The organism is Pseudomonas azotoformans (assembly GCF_900103345.1).
In the GTDB taxonomy this organism is placed as follows: domain Bacteria; phylum Pseudomonadota; class Gammaproteobacteria; order Pseudomonadales; family Pseudomonadaceae; genus Aquipseudomonas; species Aquipseudomonas azotoformans.
Genome location: NZ_LT629702.1, coordinates 1,989,542 through 2,015,238 on the forward strand (window position 1 = coordinate 1,989,542; position 25,697 = coordinate 2,015,238).

General features: G+C 63.1%; 28 protein-coding genes. 14 read left to right on the top strand and 14 right to left on the bottom strand.

Translation table 11 applies throughout. From position 1 onward, the window contains the following. Positions 1-60: 60 nt before the first annotated feature. The 4 genes from BLR69_RS08405 to BLR69_RS08420 all read right to left on the bottom strand — a co-directional run bounded on the left by BLR69_RS08405 (position 61) and on the right by BLR69_RS08420 (position 5,318). A complete protein-coding gene (locus BLR69_RS08405; RefSeq protein WP_071493265.1) occupies positions 61-504 on the bottom strand; it encodes a CopD family copper resistance protein in 444 nt (147 codons plus the stop codon). Between the two features lie 72 nt (positions 505-576). After that, a complete protein-coding gene (locus BLR69_RS08410; protein WP_071493266.1) occupies positions 577-1,599 on the bottom strand; it encodes a hypothetical protein in 1,023 nt (340 codons plus the stop codon). Between the two features lie 99 nt (positions 1,600-1,698). Next, the gene (locus BLR69_RS08415) at positions 1,699-3,015 is read right to left on the bottom strand and encodes an OprD family outer membrane porin (protein WP_071493267.1); all 1,317 of its coding nucleotides are present in this window, start codon (positions 3,013-3,015) and stop codon (positions 1,699-1,701) included. 128 nt (positions 3,016-3,143) lie between these two features. Continuing rightward, a complete protein-coding gene (locus tag BLR69_RS08420; protein ID WP_071493268.1) occupies positions 3,144-5,318 on the bottom strand; it encodes an FUSC family protein in 2,175 nt (724 codons plus the stop codon). Positions 5,319-5,502: 184 nt separating this feature from the next. Here BLR69_RS08420 and BLR69_RS08425 point away from each other — a divergent pair, with 184 nt between their 5' ends. Further along, a complete protein-coding gene (locus BLR69_RS08425) occupies positions 5,503-6,456 on the top strand; it encodes a LysR family transcriptional regulator (protein WP_071493269.1) in 954 nt (317 codons plus the stop codon). Between the two features lie 151 nt (positions 6,457-6,607). Beyond that, on the top strand, positions 6,608-7,351 hold the full coding sequence (locus tag BLR69_RS08430) for an SDR family NAD(P)-dependent oxidoreductase (RefSeq protein ID WP_071493270.1): 744 nt from the start codon (positions 6,608-6,610) through the stop codon (positions 7,349-7,351). Here the strand turns inward: BLR69_RS08430 and BLR69_RS08435 are convergent, their stop codons facing one another. Together BLR69_RS08435 and BLR69_RS08440 are read right to left on the bottom strand one after the other, a co-directional pair. Further along, a complete protein-coding gene (locus BLR69_RS08435) occupies positions 7,352-8,506 on the bottom strand; it encodes an MFS transporter (protein ID WP_071493271.1) in 1,155 nt (384 codons plus the stop codon). Then, entirely contained in the window at positions 8,503-9,525 is a 1,023-nt protein-coding gene (locus BLR69_RS08440; protein WP_071493272.1) for a zinc-dependent alcohol dehydrogenase family protein, read from the bottom strand. Before BLR69_RS08440 ends, BLR69_RS08435 begins: the two co-directional genes overlap by 4 nt. Positions 9,526-9,679: 154 nt before the next feature. On the opposite strand from BLR69_RS08440, the gene BLR69_RS08445 reads away from it, so the two are divergent. After that, positions 9,680-10,561, top strand: a complete 882-nt coding sequence (locus tag BLR69_RS08445; RefSeq protein WP_071493273.1) for a LysR substrate-binding domain-containing protein — start codon at positions 9,680-9,682, stop codon at positions 10,559-10,561. Here the strand turns inward: BLR69_RS08445 and BLR69_RS08450 are convergent, their stop codons facing one another. Continuing rightward, complete coding sequence (locus BLR69_RS08450; RefSeq protein WP_071493274.1) at positions 10,562-10,957, bottom strand: winged helix-turn-helix transcriptional regulator; 396 nt, start codon at positions 10,955-10,957, stop codon at positions 10,562-10,564. A gap of 90 nt (positions 10,958-11,047) precedes the next feature. On the opposite strand from BLR69_RS08450, the gene BLR69_RS08455 reads away from it, so the two are divergent. Beyond that, positions 11,048-11,962, top strand: a complete 915-nt coding sequence (locus tag BLR69_RS08455) for an aromatic alcohol reductase (RefSeq protein ID WP_071493275.1) — start codon at positions 11,048-11,050, stop codon at positions 11,960-11,962. Here BLR69_RS08455 and BLR69_RS08460 read toward each other — a convergent pair. Further along, positions 11,937-12,482 carry a putative natural product biosynthesis protein gene (locus BLR69_RS08460; protein WP_071493276.1) on the bottom strand — a complete coding sequence of 182 codons (546 nt, stop codon included), beginning with the start codon at positions 12,480-12,482 and terminating at the stop codon, positions 11,937-11,939. The two genes, BLR69_RS08455 and BLR69_RS08460, sit on opposite strands and share 26 nt — an antisense overlap. A 62-nt stretch (positions 12,483-12,544) precedes the next feature. Further along, complete coding sequence (locus BLR69_RS08465; protein ID WP_071493277.1) at positions 12,545-12,928, bottom strand: DUF2946 domain-containing protein; 384 nt, start codon at positions 12,926-12,928, stop codon at positions 12,545-12,547. Positions 12,929-13,092: 164 nt separating this feature from the next. Between BLR69_RS08465 and BLR69_RS08470 the strand changes: the two genes are divergently transcribed. Together BLR69_RS08470 and BLR69_RS08475 are read left to right on the top strand one after the other, a co-directional pair. Then, positions 13,093-13,701 (top strand): SCO family protein, encoded by a 609-nt coding sequence (locus BLR69_RS08470; protein WP_016976099.1) that lies wholly within the window; start codon positions 13,093-13,095, stop codon positions 13,699-13,701. Next, positions 13,701-14,168 carry a copper chaperone PCu(A)C gene (locus BLR69_RS08475; RefSeq protein ID WP_071493278.1) on the top strand — a complete coding sequence of 156 codons (468 nt, stop codon included), beginning with the start codon at positions 13,701-13,703 and terminating at the stop codon, positions 14,166-14,168. Before BLR69_RS08470 ends, BLR69_RS08475 begins: the two co-directional genes overlap by 1 nt. A 209-nt stretch (positions 14,169-14,377) precedes the next feature. On the opposite strand, the gene BLR69_RS08480 is transcribed toward BLR69_RS08475, so the two are convergent. Next, on the bottom strand, positions 14,378-15,313 hold the full coding sequence (locus tag BLR69_RS08480; protein ID WP_076955274.1) for a LysR family transcriptional regulator: 936 nt from the start codon (positions 15,311-15,313) through the stop codon (positions 14,378-14,380). An 87-nt stretch (positions 15,314-15,400) separates the two neighbouring features. Here BLR69_RS08480 and BLR69_RS08485 point away from each other — a divergent pair, with 87 nt between their 5' ends. Together BLR69_RS08485 and BLR69_RS08490 are read left to right on the top strand one after the other, a co-directional pair. Next, positions 15,401-16,432 carry an NADP-dependent oxidoreductase gene (locus BLR69_RS08485; RefSeq protein WP_071493279.1) on the top strand — a complete coding sequence of 344 codons (1,032 nt, stop codon included), beginning with the start codon at positions 15,401-15,403 and terminating at the stop codon, positions 16,430-16,432. Positions 16,433-16,512: 80 nt separating this feature from the next. Then, positions 16,513-16,998: an HIT family protein gene (locus BLR69_RS08490; protein ID WP_071493280.1), complete on the top strand. Its 486-nt coding sequence runs from the start codon at positions 16,513-16,515 to the stop codon at positions 16,996-16,998. A gap of 7 nt (positions 16,999-17,005) precedes the next feature. Here the strand turns inward: BLR69_RS08490 and BLR69_RS08495 are convergent, their stop codons facing one another. Beyond that, positions 17,006-17,476 (bottom strand): GNAT family N-acetyltransferase, encoded by a 471-nt coding sequence (locus tag BLR69_RS08495; protein WP_071493281.1) that lies wholly within the window; start codon positions 17,474-17,476, stop codon positions 17,006-17,008. Between the two features lie 175 nt (positions 17,477-17,651). On the opposite strand from BLR69_RS08495, the gene BLR69_RS08500 reads away from it, so the two are divergent. Further along, positions 17,652-17,987 (top strand): hypothetical protein, encoded by a 336-nt coding sequence (locus tag BLR69_RS08500; RefSeq protein WP_071493282.1) that lies wholly within the window; start codon positions 17,652-17,654, stop codon positions 17,985-17,987. Here the strand turns inward: BLR69_RS08500 and BLR69_RS08505 are convergent. Continuing rightward, complete coding sequence (locus tag BLR69_RS08505; RefSeq protein WP_071493283.1) at positions 17,977-19,590, bottom strand: ATP-binding response regulator; 1,614 nt, start codon at positions 19,588-19,590, stop codon at positions 17,977-17,979. The two genes, BLR69_RS08500 and BLR69_RS08505, sit on opposite strands and share 11 nt — an antisense overlap. A 116-nt stretch (positions 19,591-19,706) precedes the next feature. On the opposite strand from BLR69_RS08505, the gene BLR69_RS08510 reads away from it, so the two are divergent. Continuing rightward, positions 19,707-20,309 (top strand): LuxR C-terminal-related transcriptional regulator, encoded by a 603-nt coding sequence (locus tag BLR69_RS08510; protein ID WP_071493284.1) that lies wholly within the window; start codon positions 19,707-19,709, stop codon positions 20,307-20,309. Here the strand turns inward: BLR69_RS08510 and BLR69_RS08515 are convergent. After that, on the bottom strand, positions 20,306-20,740 hold the full coding sequence (locus BLR69_RS08515) for a GNAT family N-acetyltransferase (RefSeq protein ID WP_071493285.1): 435 nt from the start codon (positions 20,738-20,740) through the stop codon (positions 20,306-20,308). The genes BLR69_RS08510 and BLR69_RS08515 overlap by 4 nt on opposite strands. Before the next feature lie 138 nt (positions 20,741-20,878). Between BLR69_RS08515 and BLR69_RS08520 the strand changes: the two genes are divergently transcribed. Genes BLR69_RS08520 through argE form a run of 4 tightly spaced genes read left to right on the top strand, consistent with a single transcriptional unit; the run spans position 20,879 to position 24,475 of the window. Continuing rightward, positions 20,879-22,210: a flavin-containing monooxygenase gene (locus BLR69_RS08520; protein ID WP_371858637.1), complete on the top strand. Its 1,332-nt coding sequence runs from the start codon at positions 20,879-20,881 to the stop codon at positions 22,208-22,210. A gap of 23 nt (positions 22,211-22,233) precedes the next feature. Beyond that, a complete protein-coding gene (locus tag BLR69_RS08525; RefSeq protein WP_003207327.1) occupies positions 22,234-22,644 on the top strand; it encodes a RidA family protein in 411 nt (136 codons plus the stop codon). 11 nt (positions 22,645-22,655) lie between these two features. Then, the gene (locus BLR69_RS08530) at positions 22,656-23,333 is read left to right on the top strand and encodes a DUF1028 domain-containing protein (RefSeq protein WP_071493287.1); all 678 of its coding nucleotides are present in this window, start codon (positions 22,656-22,658) and stop codon (positions 23,331-23,333) included. Next, on the top strand, positions 23,330-24,475 hold the full coding sequence (argE, locus tag BLR69_RS08535) for an acetylornithine deacetylase (protein WP_071493288.1): 1,146 nt from the start codon (positions 23,330-23,332) through the stop codon (positions 24,473-24,475). The genes BLR69_RS08530 and argE overlap by 4 nt, the downstream gene beginning before the upstream one ends. 105 nt (positions 24,476-24,580) lie before the next feature. Here the strand turns inward: argE and BLR69_RS08540 are convergent, their stop codons facing one another. Then, on the bottom strand, positions 24,581-25,492 hold the full coding sequence (locus tag BLR69_RS08540; RefSeq protein ID WP_016976118.1) for a LysR substrate-binding domain-containing protein: 912 nt from the start codon (positions 25,490-25,492) through the stop codon (positions 24,581-24,583). Positions 25,493-25,697: the final 205 nt, after the last annotated feature.

Consider the following 25,697-nt stretch of genomic DNA (forward strand, 5'->3'; position numbering starts at 1 on the left):
GCGACGATGCGCCATTGTCCGGTGCGACGCCACGGCGCACCTTGATGTGCATCAAAGGCTTTACCAACTGAGGTAAAACATGCCCTTGGCCAACAGCACGATGGCGACCATATGCCCGAACAGGCTCAGATGGATAAAGCGCAGGTAAGCCGCACTCACCCGGTCACGGCGCATGCGCAGCATCGTCAGCAGAAAGTGCAGCAGCACACTGGCGGCGAGGATCAGCTTGAGGGTCAACAAGGTACCGAACGACGACGCGAACGGCGCGGCCAACACCGGCAGGTAACGCAAGCCGACCATGCCCAGCCCGGCGCCGAACAGCACCAGCAACACCCACGGCATCAGCGCCCGGGCACGCACGCCGATGCCTTGCTCAACCTGCACCATCACCCTCGCCGGCAACTGCCGATGCAGACCGCCCAGGATCAGCACTTCGAAAAACACCGTGCCGATGAAGATCAGCGCGGCGAACAGATGGGCCAGCAGAAACAACAGGTAAAGCATGGTGGCCTCGCAGGTGGCGTCAAGGTGCCAGTGTGGCGCCTTGACGCCACCTGATCCTTGATACCGATCAAGCTAAACCCGCACGCCGAGCATGCCGGCAGTGATGATCAGCGTCACCAGCGCACCGACGCCGATCACCGCCCACGTCATCGTCGCACAACGCGCCTCGCTCACCCCATGGTTACGCAGCACGCCGCGCAGGCCACACCCCAGGTGCGCGATCAACAGGAACACCGCCAGGGAATAATGCGGCACCAGCCGGATGCTCCAGGCATCGGCCAGCAACCCCACTGGTTCGGCCACGGCCCAGGCGTAATCGGTGTCGGTGCCGAAGTAGCGCGCCAGGGTAAATACCGAGTTGATATGGGAGGCTATAAACACTGCCAGGTAAGCGCCAGACGCGGTCTGCAAGGCGTCCAGCAGGTCGGCGCGGTGGACGGTTTTGGGGCGGATCAGCACCAGGCCGCTGAGTATCTGGAAAAAGAACATGACGATAAGGATCGGCTCCAGCCAACCGTTGCGATACACCACCCGCAACACCTCCATCACCGCACGATGCGCATCGTTGCCGAAAACCCCGAGCAGATGGTTGAACAGGTGCGGCGCCAGGAACACCAGCAGGATCGCCACCGACGCAATGCCATGGGCGACCCGCAGCTTGATGTAGGTGCGCGGGTGGTGGGTGAAGTCAATGCTGGGCAGCGTGGCCGACACCATCGAGAAGTAAGCGCTCACTGCCAACCACAGGCCGCTCCACACGACAAGGTCGTGACCATTGACCTTCATCAGGTACAGCAGCACGCCCATCAGCGTATAGGCTGGCGGCGTGGCAACGGCCAGGCAGGCCAGGCGCCTGGCAAGCACCAGGCGTGCACTCATCATGGGCTGCACACCCGTGACGAACACGCAGTAGAACGCCACCACCGGCACTGCATAGGCACTCAACATCAGCGCCAGAGTCACCGGCCCGCCGGCCCCGCCAACATGGGCCAGGTTGCTCCATTGCAGTGCCCAGGGGTAATAGAGCGCGGCGGCGAATGGCAGCAGCCACAGCCATTCCAATCGGGTGTCGGCCAGCGGTTTTGCGAGAGACATTGTTGCGTCCTTACTCATGGATTTTCCCCCGCGACCCTACGGACTGGCGCGAGGGAAACCCAGGTCCAATTCCACGCTTTTTGCCTACACCACTGCGCGTTACAGCAAGGGGATGCTGTAGCTGACAATCAACCGTGTCTCGTCCTTGTCCGCCGTGTCATTGCCGCGCAATACCGCACTGCGCCAGGCAAACCCCAGGCCTTTCAAGGCCCCGGTGGGGATCACATAGTCCAGGCGCAGGTCGCGCTCCCATTCGCTGTTGTCGCGGCCGGCGGTGCGGATATGGCTGCCGTGAATGTAAGTCACGCTGGAGCGCAGCCCCGGTACGCCCAGGCTGGCAAAGTCATAGGCATAACTGCCTACCGCGGCCTGTTCGCCGGCATTCACGAACTTGAGCGACTGGGAGTTGGTGATCAGGTAAAGCGAACGGCCCTGCCCCTGGTTGATGTGCGGGAAGTCACTTTGCCCGGTGGTTTTCTGGTAGCCCAGGCTCAGCGAATGCCCGCTCAAACCATAGGTGAACAGTACGCTCCACAAGCGGTTGTCGACCTTGCCGGTGTTGACGCCGGGCGCGTAGTAACCCGAGCCGACATAACCTTCGCCACGGCCCGAAGCACTGCCGTTCTTACCGTCGGCGGTGCTGTAGAAATAACGCAGGTCGCTCTTGAGCTGCCCCACAGGCAGTTGCCAGTTGTGCAGCAGACCCAGGAAGTGCTGCTGGTAGAAGTTCTCCAGGCTGGCGTAGTAGTACTGCATCTGCAGTTGCTTGCTGACGGTGTAATCCACGCCGCCGTAGTAGAACTGGTTACTGGACTTGCCCTTGACCGGGTCATTGGCGCCGGCAATCGACAGGCCTTGGGCATTGCTGGAGTTGCGGTCCACGACCTGCTCGATCTTGCCCGCGATCAGGTTGACGTCCTTGAAGTCCTTGGACTCCACCTGATAGCCGCGGAAGGTCTGGGGCAGCAGGCGCCCGTCTTCGGTGGTCAGCACCGGCAGCCTGGGCATCAGGCTGCCGGCCTTGAGTTGGGTCTGGGCAATGCGCAGTTTGCCGGTAACGCCCGTCTTGCTGAAGTCATGGGCGGCCTTGCCATCGTCCAGCGGGAAGACGCTGCCGGGGGTGTTATCGGCACCGGACTTGCCGGCCCGGCCGGAGGCGTCCAGGCGCAGGCCGTACCACTCTTGCAGGTCCAGGCCCAGGCCGACCGTGCCTTCGGTGAAACCGGACTGGTAGTTGAACATAAAGGCCTGGCCCCATTCCTTGTCCGAGGCGGCCTTGGCGTTGCGGGTGTCCTGGTTGTAGTAGAAGTTGCGCAGGTCGAGGCTGGCTTTGCTGTCATCGATAAAACCCGACGCAGCCGCCTGCTGCGCAGCGCCGATAGAGACGGCGAGCGCCAGGCAAGTCTTGTGGTTCATGAAGGCTCCGAGAAGTGATTGAGGCGCCCCGTCGCAGCGCTGTTTTTGTTGTGCCTGGGGGCTGCAGTCAACGGGAGCGCGCACGGTATAGCGTTGCGTGGCCGGGAAAAAGCCGGCAAAACCGCCAATCACTTTTTCAGTTTGGGTAACAATCCAGCGAATGGCGAGCGCGTGTCCAGCAGTGAGGTACGGATGAAGTGCAGGTAACTTTCCACCCGGCGCAAGGCCGAGGTCTCAAAGTGCGCTTCGAAAGGTTCGACTGTGTCCTGCACGCACTCGATCGCGTGTTCGACGCGTGCCAGTGCACGTTGCCACCGTGCATGCCCCGGCTGGGTGAACAAGCGCACCAATGCCCGCCCCATGGCACGTACCGCCTGGCGCCACGCGGTGGTTTCGGCGTAGCAGGCCAGCGCCGGCAACTGCGCCTGCTCGCGGCGCAGTTCGATCAGGGCATGGCCGACGTCAAGCACCACGAACGTCCAGCGCAGCAGGCGGTGTTGCACCTGGGGCTGGCCGGCGGACAAGCCATGGGCCTGGTTAAGCAGGTCACGGGTGCCGCTTTCGAAACCCGAGCCCAGCGCCGGCAAGGGTGCGTGGAGGGCGAACACGACCCGCTGGCGCAGGTCCTGTTCCAACCGACGCCACAACCACGGGCTGTTGGGCGGCAGAATGATCGCCCCTGCCGCCGCGCACACCAGCATCCCGAACACCATGGCGAGGTAGTCATTGATCAAGCCATAAGGGTTGTAGAGCGTGAGATTGCCGGGCACCGAACTGGTGCCGAAAAACACCAGCATGCCCAGGCCGTAGCCCGCCCACTGTGGTTTGGCCAACCAAAACGACCCCAGCATGATCACCGGCGCAATCACCAGGCACAGTAACGGGAACCCATCGATCCGGGGATAGACGAAGAACACCTCGAAAATCCCGATGACCGCCGCCAACACCGTCCCACAGGCAATCTGGAACGACATGCGCCGGGGGTTGGGGGAGAACGCCGAGAGCCCCACCGTGAGCGCGGACACCAGGGTCATCGCCGCGCCACTGGGCCAACTGGTAGCGATCCACAGCGCACACAACACCAGCAGCACCACTGCGGCACGCAGGCCGGCGCCTACCGCTGCCAGCCAATGGGTCTGTGGCTGAAAAGGTTCGGCCCAACGCTCACGCCGGTGGTTGTGATCGGCCAGGCAAGCATGGGTCTGGGCGTAGCTGTACAACTCGTCGACGAAGCGATAAAGCAACTCGCAGGCCGTGTGAAAATCCAGCAGGTCATCGGCGGGCGGATGCGCCTGCGCCAACTCGGCGCGCCGGTGGCGGACCTGGCTCGGCAGCCCGTGGATATAACGCTTCAGGCGTGTCGACAAGTGTGCCGCATCCAGGTCTGTGAGTACCTGCCCGGCGAACGGTTCCAGCACATTGACCAGCGCCTTGAGTGCCGGGCCCACAGCTTCCAGCACCGCCGTGGCACCGCGCATCTGCACTCGGTCGAGCAACTGATGCAGGGCATTGAAACGCGTGGTGATGGCCATGAACTCGACGTTGAGCCGATCCAGCCGCCCCTTGCGTCGGCGCATGTAAGGGTCTTCGAACACACTGACGCTGCGCATCCCTTCCAGGCCCACTGCCTCGGCGATGAAGCGCAGGTTGGCGACCTCGAACGCCGCCTGGTCGTGGGTACTGCGCAGACCGCTCACGACAAATCCGGCGAAACGACCAAAGCGTTGGTACAGGGTATTGCGCATGGCGGCGCCCGCCGTATTGGGCAGCAACGTTGCGCTGATCCCGGTGGCGCACAGCACGCCCAGGGTGATCTCCAACACCCGCCACACCGCCGCCATGAACACCTGCTCCGGGTGCCCCACCACCGGCAAGCCGACCATCACCGCGGTATACCCCGCCAGCACCCACCCATAGGCGCGAAAATGACGATTGCGCGCCGCGCCGTATGAGCACACGCCCACCCACACGGCCAACCCGGCCAGGAACAGCTCGGTGCTCTGGGCGAACAGCGCCATCAACAGCACCATGAACGACGACCCCACCAGCGTGCCGATCACGCGGTAGACGCTTTTGGCCAGGACATGCCCGCTGTAGGGCTGCATCACAATGAATACCGTGGTGATCACCGTGCTGGGCTGCGGCAATTCCAGACGCATCGAAAGCCACAAGGCCAGGTACGAAGCGATCAGCACCTTGAACAGGTAGACCCACATCACCCCGTCGGTGCGCGCCCATTCCAGGAAGCCCCGGCGCCAGGGCAGTGCTCTCAGCCGGCGTGAAAAATCAGTGAGTGGCGGCACGAAACAGGGACTCCCGACAAGCTGGCTGGCACACAAGGCCGGCGACTTTAGGCAGTTGCGCCAGGGTCGGTAAGTCATCCAGAACGTGAATGACTGTTACGCAAAACACCACAATAAATAGCGTTTACAGCGGCCCGCGACTTCATGCCACACTGGAAAAATCCGTTATCCCTGGTAGCCATCGATGGACATTCTGCAGAACATGCGCATCTTCCGTTGCGTCGCCGAAGCCGGCAGTTTTACCGGCGCGGCGACGCGACTGAACACCAACACCACCCATGTATCCCGCTCCATCTCCAACCTGGAAGCACACCTGCGCACGCGCCTGTTCAATCGCACCACGCGCCGCATCGCCCTCACCGAATCCGGCCAACGCTATTTGGTGCGATGCGAGCAGATCCTGCATTCGATCGCGGAAGCCGAGGTAGAAGCCGGCGACGCCCATACCCGGCCTATCGGCCAGCTCAAGGTGCATTCGATGACCGGCATCGGCCAGCATTACGTGGTGGACGCCATCGCCCGTTATCGCCAGCATTACCCGGATGTGACCTTCAACCTGAGCATGAGCAACCGCACGCCGGACCTGGTGCACGAAGGCTTCGACGTATCGATCGTGCTGGCCATCGACCTGCCTGACTCCAGCCATGTGTCGCAGAAGCTCGGCAGCACCTACAGCATCGTTTGCGCATCGCCGTCCTACGTAAAAAGCCACGGCATCGCACAGGTTCCCAAGGACCTGCTCGACCACGCCTGCCTGCGCCTGGTCAGCCCGGTGATCCCCCTGGAGGACTGGACCTTCGACGGTCCCAACGGCAAGGAAAACGTGATCATCAGCCACTCGCCCTTCCTGGTAGATTCGGTTGACGCGATGAAAACCGCCATCAGCAATGACATGGGCGTCGGCATCCTGCCCGTGCATGCGGCGATCAAGGGGCTGCGCAGCGGTAGCCTGGTGCGCGTACTGCCCGAGTACCGCCTGGAGGAGCTGAGTCTGTACGCCATCTACCCTTCCCGGCATTACCTGGACGCAAAAATCAAAACCTGGGTGGAGTACCTGCGCAGCTCCCTGCCGGAGGTGCTCGCCGACCATAAGGCCGTGCTGAAGACCCGCCCGTTGCTCAGCGCTGTTGAGTCATAAGGACTACATCGGGTCATAGCGACTACAGGACGCCAGGGTCATAACGACAACAAAAATCGCAACCGACTGATTTTCATAACGTTATTCATTGGCATGATTTCTGACTCGAAAATGGGCAGGACACATCGTCGAAACCCACAGAGAGATCACCATGAGCAATGAATTCAACCAGCGTCTTGCCGTTGTCACCGGTGCCAGTTCAGGCATCGGCCTGGCCGTCACCCAACGTTTGCTCGAACGCGGCGCGAAGGTGGTCGCGATGTCGCGTCAACTGGGCGGGCTTGGCGTGTTGGCCGAGCAGTTTGGCGAGCAGCTCAGGTGGCTGGCCGGGGATGTGACCGAGGCAGCCGACCTGGCGCGCCTGGCGCAGGTGGCGGCACCGATGGGGCCAGTGGATTTGCTGGTGCCGAACGCGGGCATTGCCCAACTGGCCGATGGCCTGGACCTGGCCGCCTTCGATCGGCAATGGGCGGTCAATGGTGCCGGCGCCTTGAACACCTTGGGCAGCCTGCGCGGGCAGTTGTCGGCGCAGGCGTCGGTGGTGTTCATCGGCACGTTCCTGGAGCAAGTGACCTTTCCCGGCCTGGCCGCCTACATCGCGTCCAAAGCCGCCCTGCGCGCCCAGGTGCGCACCCTGGCGGTGGAACTGGCGCCCCACGGCATCCGCCTGAACATGGTCTCCCCCGGCCCCACCGCCACGCCGATCTGGAGTACCCTGGGGCTCAATGACGAAGCCCTGGGTTCGGTGGCGAAGACCGTCAACGCCCGCCTGCTCGACGGGCAGTTCCTGGAGCCGGGCGCCGTGGCCGATGTGATCCTGTTCCAGTTGGGCCAGGGCGCACGCAGCGTGTTCGGCCAGGATTGGGTGGTGGACGGAGGTTATACCTTGCGCTGATCAGGCCAGTGCAGGCATGGCCTTGGCACCTCCGAATGCCAGGGCCTTCCAACCGATCACCAACAGCGACAACCCGGCAAAGATCAGCCCGCAGCCAATCACCCCGGTGGTGCCGAAGGCATTGATGAACAGCCCGCCCACCGATGACCCGATCACCACCCCGGCATTCGCCGATGACACATACAGGCTGGTGGCGAACTCATGCGCCTCGGGTGCCGAAGACGTGAGCCAGACTTGCGTGACCACCAGGCCACAGGTATGCGCCGCGCCCCAGAGCAACACGATCACACTCATCGACGCCCACGACAGGCTGCCAAAGGCATACAACACCAGGTATGCCGCCGCCAGTACCACCGGATACAGTACGGCCGTCACAACCAGATGCCGGCTGAGCGCACGCCCCACCCATAGGTTACCGACGACGCCGCCGATGCCGAAGATCACCAGCATGACGCTGATGGTCCGGCCATCCATACCGACCTGGGTCTTGAGGTATTCGGCGGCGTAGCTGTACACCGAAAACATCGTGGTAAACACCAACACGGTAGCCAGGATCGCCAGCCACACCGAGAGGCAGCGCAGCACAGACAGCTGCTTGCCGAAACTCAGGGGTGCCGAACGCGGGTGATCGGGCAGTTTGAGCCACAGGCCCAACGCTGCCACCGCTGTTGCCACGGCGCAAAAGTAGAACGAAGCCTCGTAGGAAAGACTCGCTCCCACCCATGTGGTCAGAGGTACGCCCAACACCAGCCCAAGCGTGGTGCCCACCACCGCCAGCGCTGTGGCATGGGCCGCTTGTTCGCGGGGGTACAGCGACACCGCCGTGGAAAAAGCGGCGGCAAAAAATACCGGGTGGAGCATGGCGGGCACCACGCGCAGCGCCATCAGTGTCTCGAAGTTCGGTGCATACGCAGACAACACACTGCTGATCGAGAACCCCACCAACGCGCCCACCAGGATTTTCTTGCGCGCCACCCGCGAGGCCAGCAACACCAGGAACGGCCCCAGCACCGCCACGATCAGCGCAAACAACCCCATCAACCACCCGGCCTGGGACACACTGATCGCAAACCGCTCGACGATCATCGGCAAGATGCCGACCACCCCAAACTCCAGGGTATACAGGCCGAACAACCCCAGGATGAGGTAGATCACGGGCCGACCTCGATCACGACTTTACCGAAGGCACCGCGCTGCAAATGGGCGAAGGCCCGGGGCACTTCGGCAAAGCGGTAGGTGTGGTCGATCACCGGTTGGAGGGTGTGTCGCTCCACCATGCGAATCAGGTCTTCGAGGGCACGGCGTGGCCCCACCGCTACACCGACGATGGCGGCGCGCTTGGCCAGCAGGCTCATCAGCGGCGCGCTCAACTGGTCGCTCTCCAGCAGGCCGATCACTGAGACACGCCCACCGTTGCTCACCGCTTGCAGTGAACGCGCCAGGTTGTCGCCACCGGCCATTTCCAGCACATGCTCGGCACCCTGCCCGCCGGTCAGTTCCAGCACGGCGTGGTGCCAGTCCGGCACCCGGCCACGGTGGATGCCATGGGTGGCACCCAGTTCGACGGCACGGGCGATTTTTTCATCGCTGCTGCTGGTGATAATCACACGGGCGCCATGGGCCGCCGCTAGTTGCACGGCAAACAGCGAGACGCCACCGGTGCCCTGCACCACCACGGTCTGGCCGGCGTGCAAATGGCCGAGTTCGATCAAGGCCATCCAGGCCGTCAATGCCGCCACCGGCAAGGTGCTGGCCTGGGCGGCGTTCAACGAGCGTGGCGCGAGCACGCACCATTCGGCGGGGGTGGCCACGTATTCGGCCAGCATGCCGGGGATCGGGCCGCCTTGCGGTGGCGCGTCGGCCCAGGACAACGGCCTGCCGTCGACCCAGCCGGCAAAGAAACTCGACAGCACCTTGTCGCCCACCTTGAACCGGTTCACACCCTCACCCACGGCCACCACCGTACCCGCCATGTCGGACGCCGGGGTAAAGGGGAATTGCAGGCTGGCGCCCATGCCGTTTTCCGCTACCTCGGCGTCACGGTAATTGAGCGATACCGCCGCGACGCGCACCAGCACTTCCCCGGCCTTGGCTACCGGGCGTGGCACACGGGCCAGGCGCAGGGTATCGAGGCCAAAGGTCGGGATTTCCCAGCGTTGCATCAAGTCAGTCATGTTCAGGTCTCTCGTGAGGGTTTTGCGCAAGGATAAGAACCTCGCTTCACGGGATTAAGTAGGGCGCGGCTCCTGGGTCTACGGAGCTTTCATTCCGCAATACCGGCAATTGCGCTAGGGTATCGGCAATTCCCGTCGCCAATCGGTGCCTCAGATGGACAACCTCACGACCCTGAATGCCTTTGTGCAGGTCGCGCATACCCACAGTTTTGTCGCCGCCGGGCGGGTGCTCGGGGTGACAGCGTCGGCGGTTGGCAAGAGCGTGGCGCGCCTGGAAGAACGCCTGGGCGTCCGGTTGTTCCACCGCAGTACGCGCAGCGTGACGCTGACTGCCGAGGGCGAGCTGTTTCTGGAGCGCAGCCGGCGCATCCTGCGGGAAATCGAGGAAGCCGAGGCAGAGTTGTCCCAGGTCAGCCAGGCGCCCCGTGGTCGCCTCAAGGTCAGCCTGCCGCTGGTGGGGCATCCGTTTTTGCCAGTGCTGGCCGACTTCAAGCAGGCCTACCCTGACGTCGAGCTGGACCTGAGCTTCACCGACCGCCGCGTGGACGTGGTGGAAGAAGGCTACGACGCGGTGCTGCGCAGCGGCGAGGCGCCGGATTCGCGCTTGAGTTCACGGTTGGTGGGGGACTACCGCATGATTGTGGTCGCCGCCCCCGCCTACCTTGCGCGTCACGGCACACCACAGACGTCCAGCGACCTGGCGCAACACCGCTGCATCCTGTTTCGCTTCCCCAATACCGGCAAGTTGCAGCGTTGGCCGCTGCATGCACAAGGCCTCGAATTGGACCAGCCCCTGCCAGCGGCGATGATCTGCAACAACCTCGAGGCCCGGGTATGTTTTGCACTGCACGGCATTGGAATCGCCTACCTGCCGGACTTCGCCATCCGCGAGGCCCTCGACAGCGGGCAATTGCTGCAGGTGCTGCCTGACTGCACCGAGCACGGCAGCTTCCGCATGATGTGGCCGTCGAGCCGGCACCCGTCGCCGAAGTTGCGGGTGTTTATCGACTTTCTCAAGGAACGCCTGTTTCCCTGATCAGGCGTTGTCGAACCGCTGCCGCGCCTGGCGAAATTCATCGCCCTTCTCTACCACCCAGGTCCATAGCGGAATCATGTGTACCAGCAGTTCCGTGCCCAGGCTCGACAGCTCGTACTCGACCCTGGGCGGCACTTCCTGGAAGTCGTAGCGCAGCACCAGCCCGTCGCGCTCCAACTGGCGCAACGTACGGGTCAGCATGCGCTGGGTCACGCCCTGCATGCGCCGGCCGATCTCGGCGTGACGCAAGCGGCCGGACACGCCCAGCACGTGCACGATGCCCAATGACCAGCGGTTGCCCGCGTGGGTCAGCACCTCGCGCTTGAGGCCGTCATCGTCGGCGCTGAGGGCGTCGCAGGCGGCTTGGGAGCGGCGGATGATCTCGTCGTTATCCATGGGGAGCTCTCGGTATCACGGGTGTGCCTTCTTATGCGCGGCGATGAATTCTGCAAGCATGCCACGACTTTCAACCCAGACGGAGTTCCTATGACCGCCTCTTCCATCCTGGTACTCGGTGCCGGCGAACTGGGCATGGCCGTATTGCATGCACTGGCCGACCTGGCCGCACCCGGCGACATGCGCCTCGCCGTGCTGCTGCGCCCCGCGAGCCTGCACTCGGCTGCGGCCAACGCCTTGCGTGCGCGGGGTATCGAGGCAGTTGCCGGCGACCTGCAGAACGACAGCCAACGCGTGCTCGCCGAGCACTTCGCGCCCTTCGACACAGTGATCTGCTGCACCGGTTTTGCCGCCGGCCCCGGCACCCAGCGCAAACTGGCACGGGCCGCCATCGAGGGTGGAGTGCGGCGTTATGTGCCGTGGCAATTCGGCGTGGACTATGACCTGATCGGTCGTGGCAGCCCGCAGGATACCTTCGACGAACAGCTCGACGTACGCGACCTGCTGCGCGCCCAGCACGGCACGCAATGGCTGATCATCTCCACCGGCATGTTCACCAGTTTTCTGTTCGAGCCCTCGTTCGGCGTGGTCGACCTGGCGCAGAACACCGTGCGTGCGCTGGGCAGTTGGGACACCGCCGTCACCGTCACCACGCCTGAGGACATCGGCCGGTTAACCGCACACATCGTGCTGGCCGAACCGGCGCTGGGCAACCAAGTGGTGTTCACCGCCGGTGACACCCTGACCTATGGGCAACTGGCCAATACCGTCGACGCCACCCTCGGCATCCGGCTGCAGCGCGAGCCCTGGCCGGTGCCGAGGTTGCTGGCCGAACTGGCGAAGGACCCCGATGACAACCTGAAGAAATACCGCGCAGTGTTCGCCCAAGGCCACGGCGTGGCCTGGGACCCCGCCGTGACCTTCAACGCCCGCCATCACATCGCCATGACGGACGTTGCCACGTGGATCCGCCAACACCTCAGGGCACCGGCAACCATCCGCTGAATTCACCCCGGCTGTTCAACGGACACCAGGCGAAGTCCGTTTGCGCGCCGGGCAATGGCTGGGGTTCGACCGCCGCGCACGGCGCCCCTTTCCAATCGAACAGGGTTGCGCCCTGCCAGGCCAGGACCACACCCCTGGCCTGGCTTTTATCTGTCTGCACCCAACGCGCGGCAGCGGCCGCCATGAACGCCTCGATGGGTTCGTCATCGATCTGCGCCCGATACTCCGAGCCCAGCAGCCAGCGGCAGACGTTCACGTGGTAGGTCCAATCCAGCGGCGGGCGGTGGCGATAGGCCCAGGTCATGAAGCTGCGAAACAGGTTCAGGCCCTCGGGCGGGTCCAGCTTGAGCAGCGCCGGGCAGATATCGAACAGGGTGTGCCAATACGGCAGCAGGCGTGCATCCAGGTGCACGAAACTGCGGGAATTGCTGGGGTATTCAGGCGGCGCCGGCTCCGCGGGCGGGCGACGGGACGCCTTGCTGACCAGGCGGCGGGCGCCTGCGGGCAACAGGTGGTTCATGAAACGCACTCACAGTCATGACGATGGGAAGCCTCCTGGTTTCAGGAAGCCCAAGGCAAACGTCAGCGTGCAGGGGAAGCGCGAGGGTTGGCCGAGGGCCAGGAATAGCGTGGCGGCGCCTTGTTGCGCCGTTCATGGGCCGGGCGCGGGGTGTGTCCCAGGCCCAGCAACCAGGCCAGGCCGACCAGGAACACCAGGGCGACGGTCAATGCGTTGCAGACCGGGCAGGCAAAGTAGTTCGAGATGTTGCTGGAAGACGGGCTGCCTAACCCTTTGTCGGAAAGTGGCGCCTGGTTGCCGCTCACCGAACAGAACGCCCCACCGATGCCGTTGAGCGCCTGCCCCGTCATCTGCCCATGCCCCAAACCGCAGACAAACAGGTTCATGAGCACGCAGAAGTACAGGGCCCAGGCGATCAGCGAACGGTCAGGGTGGCTCGATTTCATGGCGGCGACTCTACCACCAGCGCCGCAAAAGGATGAAGCGCGACATGCCCCTGTGGCAGAACGTCGCAGATTACGTGCGCTTCCCAGGGTTGGTAGACTGGGCGCCCTCAAAGCCTGACGTATTGATCCAGAGCAATGCAGGCGCTTCACAGGATGCACAGTTGATGAGTACGTTATTCACCCGCCGCAAGGTGCTGACCGGTATGGGCCTGTTGGGCCTGGGCAGCCTGCTGGGCGGCTGTGACTACAGCCCCAAGCTGAACTTCAAGTACGGCAAGGACCTGAGCGACAAGATCATGGGCCGTACCTTCAAGCTCAAGAACACCGACGGCGAAACCGTCACCCTGAGCTCGTTCCGTGGGCTGATGCCGGTGGTGTTCTTCGGTTTCACCCAGTGCCCGGCCGTGTGCCCGACCACCCTGGCGCGCGCCGCCCAGGCCAAGAAGCTGATGGGCCGCGACGGCGAAATCATGCAGGTGGTGTTCATCACCCTCGACCCGGAACGCGACACGCCGGAGATTCTCGACAAGTACGTCAAAGCCTTCGACCCCAGCTTCGAAGCGCTGTACGGCACCCCGGAAGAAATCGCCGTGGCCGCCAAGGAATTCGGGATCTTCTATGAAAAGATCCCCGCCGGCGACACCTACACCCTGTCCCACACCGCCACCAGTTTCGTGTTCGACACCCGTGGCAACCTGCGCCTGGGCCTGCAGGCATCCCTTACCGCTAAAGAGTGCGCAGAAGACCTGCTCACCGTCATGGAGGTCTGCTAATGACTGCCGTTCAACACCTCAAGCGCACCCTTATCGGCATGACCCTGCTGGGCCTCGCCGCGCACGCCAGCGCCCAGGTGCAAGTCACCGACGCCTGGGTACGTGCCACTGTGCCAGGCCAGCCGTCCAGCGGCGCGTTCATGACCGTCACCGCCGACAGCGACAGCAAACTGCTGAGCGTGGCCTCGCCGGTGGCCAAGGACGTGCAGATCCATGAAATGAGCATGAAGGACGACGTGATGCGCATGGGCCCGGTGGACTCGGTGGCCCTGCCGGCCGGCAAGGCCGTGACCCTCGACCCTGATGGTTACCACGTGATGCTGATGGGCCTGACCGGCCAGATCAAGGAAGGTGAACAGGTGCCGCTGACCCTGACCGTGCAGAACGCCAAGGGCGAGAAGCAGGCGATTGAAGTGCAGGCGCCGGTGCGGGGTCTGGATGGGATGGACCATAGCAAGATGCATTGATAGGGTCTGTGGCTGACGGGTTCGGAAGGTTTGTCAGTTCTGTTGTGGTGAGCGGGCTTACTGTGTTGAGCGGGCTTGCCCCGCGCTGGGGCGCGAAGCGGCCCCAATCAAGAGCACTCAATTCCCTCTGACAGAACTCGGTGGATGGTTTTAGGGCTGCTTCGCAGCCCAGCGCGGGGCAAGCCCGTTCACCCCACCAAACGAGAGTTTTATCGGCTTGGCGCGGGCGTTGGGTGGGATGTATCGCAAGGGATCAGGCCAACGCTCCTTGGCTGCGTCATCTGGTGAAAACTCTCACTCAGCAGTTCGACCGTCGCGCGAATGCTGTCGGTCTGGCGCTGCACCGCGAACAATCCATAGTTGACGCTTAACCCAGGGCTGTCGCTGGGGCCCAGCGCAATCACACGCATGGTGTCCGGACGGATATTTTCGGCGGGTAGCAACGCGACACCCAGCCCGCTTTCCACGGCCGCCATGATCACGCCGATGTTCGGGCTGGTGACGGTCACCCGGAAATCGCGGCCGGCACTCAACAACGCGTCGAACATCAGGCGCCGCCACGCGCAAGGCTCGGCGTACACGATCACCTCCAACGCCAGCGCCGGGTCGATCTCATCATCGATGCCGCACACCCAATACAACGGCATGTTCCAGGTATGCACGGGGTCGGCGGCAAATACCGAGCTCACACCAATGGCCACGTCGAGCAAGCCATCGTGCCAGCGCTCAGCGAGCGCATCGCCGTGGTCCACGGTGATATCCATGTGCACATGGGGGCTGGCACGGCGTAAACGGCCCAGGGCGGCTGGCAACGCCGAGACGGCGACGTCCTCCGACAGACCGACGCGCACCGTGCCCATCACCGTACGCTCCTTCAAACGCGTCGCCACCGTTTCGCCCAACGCCAGGATGCGTGTGGCATAGCTGAGCAACAGTTCGCCCTCGGTGGTCGGCACCACACCACGCCCGGTTCGACGCAACAGGCGTTGCCCCAGTAACTCTTCCAACCGGCGAATCTGCGCACTCAGTGCCGATTGCGCCCTGCCCGCCTGTTGGGCGGCGCCACTGAGGCTGCCGTGATGACATACCGCGACAAAAGTGCGCAGCAAATAGGGTTCGAACGCATCGGATATCATGTTTGGCATAACTCTGAATCAATTGCTATCAGCCTACCTTGATATCCACCGTATGACTACGCTGCTCAGCCTGTTCAATCAGTGAGTAGAAACATCATGGATAACACCCGCAATCCGCGCATCGTATTGGCCGCTCGTCCCGATGGCCGCCCGAAAACCAGCGACTTTCGCCTCGAATACACACCGATCCCCGAGCCGGTCGATGGACAGGTGCTGCTGGAAAACCTTTACCTGTCCCTCGACCCTTACATGCGCTGGCGCATGAGTGCCGCCAAATCGTATGCCGAACCGGTGGGTATCGGTGAAGTGATGGTGGGCGGCACCGTGGCGCGTATCAAATACTCACGTCACGCCGACTGGCACGAAGGTGATTGTGTATTGGCCTACGCCGGATGGCAGCGCTTTGCGTTGTCTGACGGGCAAGACCTGCGCCGCCTGGACCCGAACATCGCACCGCTGACCACCGCCCTCGGCGTGCTGGGCATGCCGGGTTTTACCGCCTACGCCGGCCTGCTCAACATCGGCAAACCCAAACCCGGCGACACGGTAGTCGTTGCAGCAGCCAGCGGTGCAGTCGGCTCAGTGGTCGGCCAGATCGCCCGACTGCACGGTGCTCGTGCCGTGGGCATTGCCGGTGGAGTGGACAAGTGCGCATTCGTGAAAGACGACCTGGGCTTTGATGCGGTTATTGACCACCGCGCCCCGGACTTTGCCGAGCAGTTGGCCAAGGCGTGCCCCCATGGTATCGACGTGTACTTTGAGAACGTCGCCGGGCCTGTCTGGGATGCCGTGCGACCGCTGCTCAATAATTTTGCCCGCGTACCCGTGTGCGGGCTGATCGCCCATTACAACGATGGCGCCCTTCAAGAAGCAGCGTGCGACCGGCTGCCGGCAACAATGCATGACATCCTCGCCAAAAGCCTGACCGTGCGCGGCTTTATCCAGACCGAGTTTGTCGATCAGCAGCAGGACACATTCTTGCAAGAGGCCGCGCAATGGATCGCCGAAGGCAAACTCAAATGGCGCGAGGATATTGTCGACGGACTGGCCCAGGCACCCGAGGCGTTTATCGGGCTGCTGGAGGGGCGCAACTTCGGCAAGCTGATCGTGCGCCTCAGTCCACACTAAACAGCTTCGCCCCGATGCCCGTCGACGAGCGATGGCTTTCCATCAGGTATGCTGCCCGCACCACTCCCATGGATGCGCTTATGCAGATCGACCCTGCCTACATCCTTCACGAAACCGAACACTGGCGGCTAAACCATCATCTGGCATCTGCGTTGCCCGGCTACCTGATGCTGGGGGCCAAGGCACCGATCCACTCCCTGGCTGACATGCCGGAACCGGCGCTGGCCGAGTTGGGAGGATTGCTCGCGAAGGTCCAACGGGTAATGGAGGCGCAGCTGAAGCCGAAATGGCTGTACATCAGCCGGTATGGGCACATGCCGGGCTTCCCGCTGCACTTTCATTTCATCCCGGTGTATGACTGGGTGGAAGCAGCGTTCTGGCGGGATGAGCGTTATCGGCTGTTGCAGCGCTTTGGCACTGCGCAGCTGGCGCAGACCGATGGGGCCGAGTTGACCCTGTTTGTCTGGCGGGAGTTTGGAGAGAGCACTACGCCACCGTCGATCCAGGGGGCGTCAGTCGAGCAAGTGATTGCTCGACTGCGTTCAGCTTTCAGCTGGCAGCGCTGAAAAGCGCTCAGCAACCCAAGCGTTTTGTCATCGGAATACAGGCCAATTCCAATCCTGACGGCGAGTGATAAATCGCCTGCTCATCCCCTACATATCCACACGCCTGGTAGAAACTTGCTGCGTTCAACGTCGCATCCAGCACCACTGCTTCGATCGCCAGTTCCAGCGCAACGCGCTCAAGGTGATCAAGCATCGCCTTGCCATAGCCGCGTCCGGTGTACTCTGGCAATACGAACAATGCGCCGACTTCGTTGTTGTCCGGGTCAAGCATTCCAGTGACGACCGCCCTACCGTTCAGCCACCCCAGGTAAAACGGTTTATCCATCAGCGCGCTATAACCATCCTCGGCCTTACCTCGCGTCCACAGCAGCATTTGCTCGCGCGTGTATGCGCCTATGCACTGGCTGCGAATGGCCTGCAAACGTATGTCGAATGCCACTTGGGCATCTCGCGGGGTTGCGCGTGTTATCTCCAGCATTTCCCACTCCTTCCATGAAATCATCGTGCCATTAGCACACTTGTGCTAATCGACCCCTCCTCCCTGCGGCGCTATATTCCCCGGCACTTCCAACGTTCCCCAGGCACCGTGCAGCTATTGCGCGTGGGCGTGTTGTGCGCTGGAAAAACCATAACAACCCCAAGGAAGAAGCACCATGAAACTGCAACCCTCCGTTACCCGCCTCACCCTGTTGGGCGCCCTGATCATCGGCGTGGCCGGCTGCAGCAACATCAAGCCCACCGAAGATCACCTCAAGACGCTGTCGGAGACCAACCTGGGCGAACCGGTCAAGCGTATTTCCAATGTGCGCAGCGACTCGATGACCACCTACTATGTCGCCAGTGCCGCCTCCGGCGAGTACAACTGCTCGGTGCCCAGCGGTGCCAGCGGCGGCATGTTTGCCGTAGCCAGCTTTGGCATGATGAAACCTGCGGCCTACTGCCAACCCAAAGGTGCACGCGGCAACGCACTACAGGGCTTCACCCAGTAACCGCCTGCTGGCTCAGGTCGCGCAAGGTCCCGCGCAGTTCGGCGGGACGCACAGGCTTGGAGAGGATCGCGATCTGGCGGTCGTGCAAGGCGGCCTGGATTCTCTCCACGTCGTGCCCGGTGAGAATCAGCGCAGGGACGGCCCAGCCGCGTTGCTGGCGCAGGGCATCGATGCATTCGATACCCGTGGCGTGGTTGCCCAAGTCATAGTCGGCGACGATGATGTCGCAATCGCTGACCAGATCACGCCCCGAAGACTCCGCCTGCACCGCGCAACCCCAGCGCTCCAGCAGGGCCTGGGTGGCGAGCAGCACGTTGTGGTCATCTTCCACCAGGCACACCTTCAACCCGGTCAGCAGCCCGGCCTGGCGCGTGTCGTCGCGCGGTGCCGTGGCGCGTGGCGCGGTGGCCAGGGTCAAGCCATACAGGCTTACAGAAGTACCATGGCCCACCCGTGAGCGCAGGCCAACTTGCACCCCCATCAACTGCCCCAGGCGCTTGACGATGGACAGCCCGAGGCCGACGCCTTCGACGTCTTTGTCACGCAGGTGGCGTACCCGATAAAACTCCTCGAAGACATTTGACAGATGCTCCTCGGCAATCCCCCGCCCCCGGTCATGAATCTCCACCGCCAAGCCGCCGTCGCGAATGCGCACGCCGATCAGCACAGGTCGTTGCGCGCCATATTTGAAGCAGTTGGACAACACGTTCTGCACCATGGTCGCCAGCAGCGCAGGGTCGACCAGCACCCAATGCGTGCAGGGCCGCAGGCGCAGTTCCACCCCGGCCCAACGGGCGGCCTCGGCGTTCTGGCGTACCAGGTCGGCAAGGAACTCGCCCAGGTGCACGGCCTGGTACTTGGGCAACAGGCGACCGTTGTCGAGGGTGTAGAGGTCGAGAATGGAACGGAACAATTGCGATACGTTGAGCAGCGAACGGTCGATGTTATCCACCAGGCGCCGCTCTTCATCACCCAGCCGGGCTTCGCGCAGGCAGGCGGTGAACAGGCCGATGGAGTGAATGGGTTGGCGTAGGTCATGGCTGGCCTGGGCAAGGAAACGCGATTTCTCCAGGTTGGCGGCGATGGCCTGCTCGGAGGCCTTGCGCGTGCGCTCCAGCAGGATATGCGCGTACACCGGGATCACCGTGCTGGTGATCATCAGCATCAGCACCATGAAGGGTTGTGCCTGCCACACCGGCGTCAGCCGATACACGATCAGCAGCGCCAGCAAGGCCAGCGCCGTGGCGATCGCCAGGTAGCGCGAGCCGTAGCGCATGCCGTTGCCCAGGTTGACCCACACCATCACTGCATACAACGGCAACGCCGCTTCACCGCCCACCACCATGCCGAACGAGGTGCCGGTGTAGTCGTGGATCATGCCGAAGATGCGCCGTGCCGGGTAATGCCCCGGCCAGCGCACGATTACTTGGCGCAAGGCAATGGAGGCGAGCAGGAACAGGAAGATATACAGGATCACCGGCACGTAGGTGTTCACCGACTGTCCCGGCAGGAAGCCCAATGCACCGATGTAGACGATTGCAATGCTGGCGACCACGATGCGCAGGTTGGCCTGGTCGAGTTCGGAGTTAGTCTCAAGACTCATGGGTTTACGTCCTTGTGCGGCAGTCATCAATTCCTTAACGCACCGCAGGCAGGCCCTAGGCACGGTGGTAAGGTAGCATGCAACGGCACAACCTTGCCCCAGGGAGGAGCACCCCCATGACCGGCCGTATCATCATCGCCGATGACCACCCGATGTTCCGCGAAGGCATGCTGCGCACCGTGCAGCGTCTGCTGCCGGAGGCCGTGGTGCAGGAAGCCGGCGACCTCGACGGTGTGCTCACGCTGATCCACGAAGGCGGCGAGATCGACACGCTGATCCTCGACCTGCGCTTCCCCGGCCTGACCTGCATGAGCCAACTGATCGAACTGCGCCAGCAACTACGGCGCACCACGCTGGTCGTGGTGTCGATGGTGGACGACCCGGCATTGATCGATCAGGTGATGGCCCTGGGCGTGGACGGCTTCATCGGCAAGAACATTGCCCCCGACGAGATCGGCCAGGCGCTGCTGGCGATCCGCGAAGGCGAAGTACTGGTCAGGTTCGCCCCCTCCGGCCTGCTTCCGCTGGACACCCATACCCTCACCGCCCGCCAGCAAGACGTGCTGCGCCTGATCGCCCAGGGCAAGACCAACAAGGAAATCGCCAAGGCCCTGGATATCTCGCCGTTTACCGTGCGCATCCATGTGTCGTCGCTGCTGCGTACGCTAGGTGTGCCCTCGCGGGCGGCGGCTGCGGTCAAGTATTCCGGGGAGTTCTAGGCGTTTTCGTCGCCTGTGCGGGTGAAGGAGTAGCGGTCGATATCAGTACGCAATTTCCAGCCCTGGCCTTGCCAATACTGGGCGGCGCTGCTGTTGGTCTTGAACACGTCAAGGTGGCATTTGTAGATGCCCAACTGCTCCAACGCGTCCAGGCAGCGCTGTGTCAGCGCCTGGGCGATGCCTCGGCGGCGAAAGTCCGGCACTACCAGCAGGTGTTGCAGGTAACCGCGACGCCCGTCGTGGCCGCACATCACGCACGCGATCAATCGGCCGTCGGCTTCGGCGACAAAACTCATCTCGGGATTGCGCGCCAGGTAGCGCTCGGTGGCCTCGCGGGAGTCGGCGTCGCGCAGGGAGATGCCAGGGGTGTCTTGCATCAGGGCGAGGACGGCGTCGTAGTCGGCTGGGGTCATCACACGGATGTTGGGCATGGGCTGGGCCTGAGGTGAAGGGCCAAGCAGATTGGCACATTGTTGTGACGCTCTGCAGCCCTCTGCATCCGATATTTATGCTCACTTCCCAGCTTAATAATATTTTATTTATACCCCCCCTCCCCCTACCTTGAGGTCATGCCAACGCTGAATCCAACTGCATTACGCAAGGACAGAGACATGACTGAAACACTCACAAAAACAGACACGCTGGTGGTGGGCGCCGGCCAAGCTGGCGTGGCCATGAGCGAACATCTGAGCAAGCAAGGCGTGCCACACATGGTGCTGGAGCGCAGCCGCATCGCCGAGCGCTGGCGCACCGGGCGCTGGGATTCGCTGGTGGCCAACGGCCCGGCGTGGCACGACCGCTTTCCCGGCCTGGCATTCGATACCGTCGCCCCGGACGGGTTTGCGCCTAAGGAGCGCGTGGCCGATTACTTTGAAGCCTACGCGCGCAAGTTCAACGCGCCGATCCGTACCGGCGTCGACGTACTGTCGGTGGTACGCAATGTCGGTCGCCCCGGCTTCACCGTGCACACCAGTGAAGGGGTGATCGAAGCCAACCGCGTGGTGGCCGCGACCGGGCCGTTCCAGAAGCCAGTGATTCCGGCCATCGCACCTAAAGACAGCGCGTTGCATCAGATCCACTCCGCCGACTATCGCAACCCCGCGCAACTGCCGGCCGGTGCCGTGCTGGTGGTGGGCGCCGGCTCATCCGGCGTGCAGATTGCCGATGAATTGCAGCGCTCCGGGCGCCAGGTGTACCTCTCGGTCGGCCCCCACGACCGCCCGCCCCGCGCCTACCGCAACCGCGATTTCTGCTGGTGGCTGGGGGTGCTGGGCGAGTGGGACCAAGCGGCGATGAAGCCCGGCCGCGAGCACGTGACCATTGCCGTCAGCGGCGCACACGGCGGCAAGACCATCGACTTCCGCGAGCTGGCCCAGCAAGGCATGACCCTGGTTGGCCTGACCCAGGCGTTCAATGGCAACGTCGCCACCTTCCAGCCGAACCTGGTGGAGAACCTGGCACGCGGCGATGAAAACTACCTGGCCCTGCTGGATGCCGCCGATGCCTACATCGAGCGCAACGGCCTGGACTTGCCCCTGGAACCCGAAGCCCGTCGTGTGTTCCCCGACGCCGAGTGCATCAAGCAGCCGATCCTGGAGCTGGACCTGGCCGCGGCCGGCATCACTTCGATCATCTGGGCCACTGGCTTTGCCGTGGACTACAGCTGGCTGAAAGTCGATGCCTTCGACGCCGCCGGCAAGCCAGCGCACCAGCGCGGGGTCTCCACCGAAGCCGGGATCTACTTCCTCGGTTTGCCGTGGCAGTCGCGCCGTGGCTCGTCGTTTATCTGGGGGGTGTGGCACGACGCCAAATACGTGGCCGACCACATCGCCATTCAGCGTCAATACCTCGAATACCGCGAAGCCGCCCCGGTGGTTCGCCCATCCCCTGTCAACGCCTGAGCCTTATTGCCGGAGTTTTCCTGATGCCTACTCACACCCGTATCCGCATGTTCAACACGAAAGAAACCTACCCCAACCAGAGCCTCGACAACGACCTGTGCCAGGCCGTGCGCGCCGGCAATACCGTGTACGTGCGCGGCCAGGTCGGCACCGATTTCGACGGTAACCTGATCGGCCTTGGCGACCCACGCGCCCAGGCCGAGCAAGCGATGAAAAACGTCAAGCAACTGCTGGAAGAAGCCGGCAGCGACCTCAGCCACATCGTCAAGACCACCACCTACCTGATCGACCCGCGCTACCGCGAACCGGTGTACCAAGAGGTCGGCAAGTGGCTCAAGGGCGTGTTCCCGATTTCCACCGGGCTGGTGGTGTCGGCGCTCGGCCAGCCGCAGTGGCTGATGGAAATCGATGTAATCGCGGTTATTCCCGAATAAGGAGCGCCACCATGACCTTTTCAATCGTCGCCCGTTGTGCCGAGACCGGGCAGCTAGGCATCGCCATCAGCTCCTCGAGCATTGCCGTAGGCGCCCGCTGCCCATGGCTGCGGCCGGGTGTGGGCGCGGTGTCGACCCAGAACATCACCCTGCCGGCCCTGGGCCCGGACGTGCTTGATTTGCTGGAACAGGGCTTGGCCCCAGCTGAGGCCATCGACAAGGCGTTGACGAGCAACGGCTACAGCCAGTACCGGCAACTGACGGCGATTGATCACCTGGGGCGCAGCGTGCATTTCAGCGGCAGCGAAACCCTCGGCACTCACCACGCGGTGTCGGGCGAACAGTGCGTGGCGGCGGGCAACATGCTGGCCGACCGCGCGGTGATCGAGGCGATGGTCACTGCTTTCGAGCAAGGTGAAGGCCAACTGGCCGACCGACTGCTGGCGGCCATGCACGCCGCGATTGCCGCCGGCGGCGAAGCCGGCCCGGTGCATTCGGCCGCGCTGGTGGTGGTGGGCGAATTGACCTGGCCGATCATCAACCTGCGCGTGGATTGGGCCGATGAGCAACCGATCCTCGCACTGCAAACGCTCTGGGACGCCTACCGTCCGCAGGTGCAGGACTACATCGACCGCGCCCTCGCCCCGGACCGTTCGCCCGGCTACGGCGTGGCCGGAGATGACCGATGAGCACCAGCCGCGAACTGCTGCAATCGCTGGTTGCGTTCGACACCACCAGCCGTGAATCCAACCTGCAACTGATCGAGTTTGTACGCGATTACCTGGCCGGTTTCGGGGTGGCCAGCGAGTTGATCTACAACGAGGAACGCAGCAAGGCCAACCTGTTTGCCAGCGTCGGCCCGGTAGAGTTGCCCGGCATTGTGCTGTCGGGGCATACCGATGTAGTGCCGGTGGACGGCCAGCCCTGGACGGTGCCGCCGTTCGAGTTGACCGAGCGCGATGGCAAGCTGTTTGGCCGCGGCACCGCCGATATGAAGGGCTATATCGCCTGCGTGCTGGCGCTGGTGCCGGCACTGGTTGCAGCGCCGCTGCGGGTGCCGGTGCACATCGCCCTGTCCTATGACGAAGAAGTCGGTTGCCTGGGTGTGCGTTCGTTGCTCGCAGTGTTGGAGCAACGCCCGGTCAAACCCATGCTGTGCATCATCGGCGAACCCACCGAACTCAAGCCGGTGCTCGGGCACAAGGGCAAGCTGGCGATGCGCTGTGATGTGCATGGCGAGGCGTGCCACTCGGCCTATGCACCGTATGGCGTGAATGCGATTGAACATGCCGCCGAGTTGATCGGTGAACTGGGGCGGATTGGGCAGCGACTGCGCGATACCCAGGATGCGCGGTTTGACCCGCCGTTCAGCACGGTGCAGACCGGGGTGATCAGTGGCGGCAAGGCCCTCAACATCGTGCCAGCGGATTGCCGGTTTGATTTCGAGGTGCGCGCGTTACCGTCGCAGGACCCGTCCGAGGTGGCGGACGAATTGAAGGCGTATGCCGAGCAGCAGGTGCTGCCACGCATGCAGGCGGTGAGCGCGCAGAGTGCGATTCGGTTTACCGAGCTGTCGGCGTACCCCGGGTTGGTCACCGATGAACGCAGCCAGGCGGCGCAGTGGATTGCGGCGTTTTCCGGTTCGAAGGAGTTCGGCACGGTGGCGTTTGGGACCGAAGGCGGGTTGTTTGATGCAGTGGGCATTCCCACGGTGGTGTGCGGGCCGGGCAGCATGGACCAGGGGCATAAGCCGGATGAGTTTGTGACGGTGGAGCAACTGGCGGGGTGTGATGCGATGTTGGGGCGGATGTTGGCGTCTGTTCGCGCTTGAGCACTTGGATTCATGCAGAGCCTGGTAAGCGCTTGGTTTTGTAGTGAGCGGGCTTGCCCCGCGCGAGGCAAGCTCGCTCACTACAAAAGCAAGGCGTGCCTGGATTTAGCCAAGGATTCGGGCGAGTTCTTCCCGGCAGTAGTCGACAAATAGCTGCACCGGCTTGGTCAACGGCGCCCGCCGCAGCCACACCGCAGACAGGCCGGAACCGGTGACGGTCTCGGCCAACGGCACACACACGACCTTTTGCCCGTCATAGGTGTACTCGGTGAACGGCTTGGTCACCAGAATCGAAAACCCGAACCCCCGCCCCACCATGCCCCGCACCATTTCGATTGACGGCGAGCTGAACACGATATTCGGCGTCAGCCCGCGCTCTTCAAAGATGCTCACGAAGTAGGTGCGGCTGGGCAACACGTCCAGCAGGATCATCGGTTCCAGCACCAGGTCTGCCAGCGAGACCTTGGCCTGCTGCGCAAAGCGGTGATCAGCCGGCAGCAGCGCGTAAGGTTGCTGCGGCGGCATCAGCGGTGTGGTTTCGATAGTCGCGCCAAGGTCGTGCTCAAAGAGCATGGCCACGTCGATACTGCCCGCCGTCAGCGCCTGCACCAGCTCCTGTTGTTCGCCATCGCGGATACGGATTTCCACCCCCGGCCAACGCGCCTTGAAGCCGGCGATCAGGCGCGGCAGGTACAGCGGCGCCACGGTTTCAAAGCAGCCGATATCGATCTGCCCCGCCACCACGTCATTGTCCGCCAGGGCGTTCTGCTCGAACTCGTGGGCCACCCGCAGCAGCTCCAGCGCCTTGCGGTAAAAGCGTGCGCCGCTGGGTGTCAGCGACACGCCCTGGGCGTGATGACGGATAAACAGCTGCACGCCAAAGCTGTCTTCCAGCTGCTTGATCGCCGTGGATACCGACGGCTGCGCGATATACAGCTTGCGCGACGCCTCGGCGACGCTGCCGCACTCGGCGGTGGTGACGAAATATCTGAGCTGGCGCAGGTTGTAGGCAGCCATCGGGACCTCCAGAAACGTGGGACTTCGCCCGTCAATCAGGTGTAGGCAACATACCGGAGCGCGACAAGACGCGAGCTATATTTTTTAAGGTCTATAGCAACAAACTTACTAATTTACCTCCCCGCGCCCATTGCAGATGATCACTCCAACAACAAAGCGCCGCGCAGGTGGCGCACAGCGAAGTACGTCAACGTACTCACCTTGC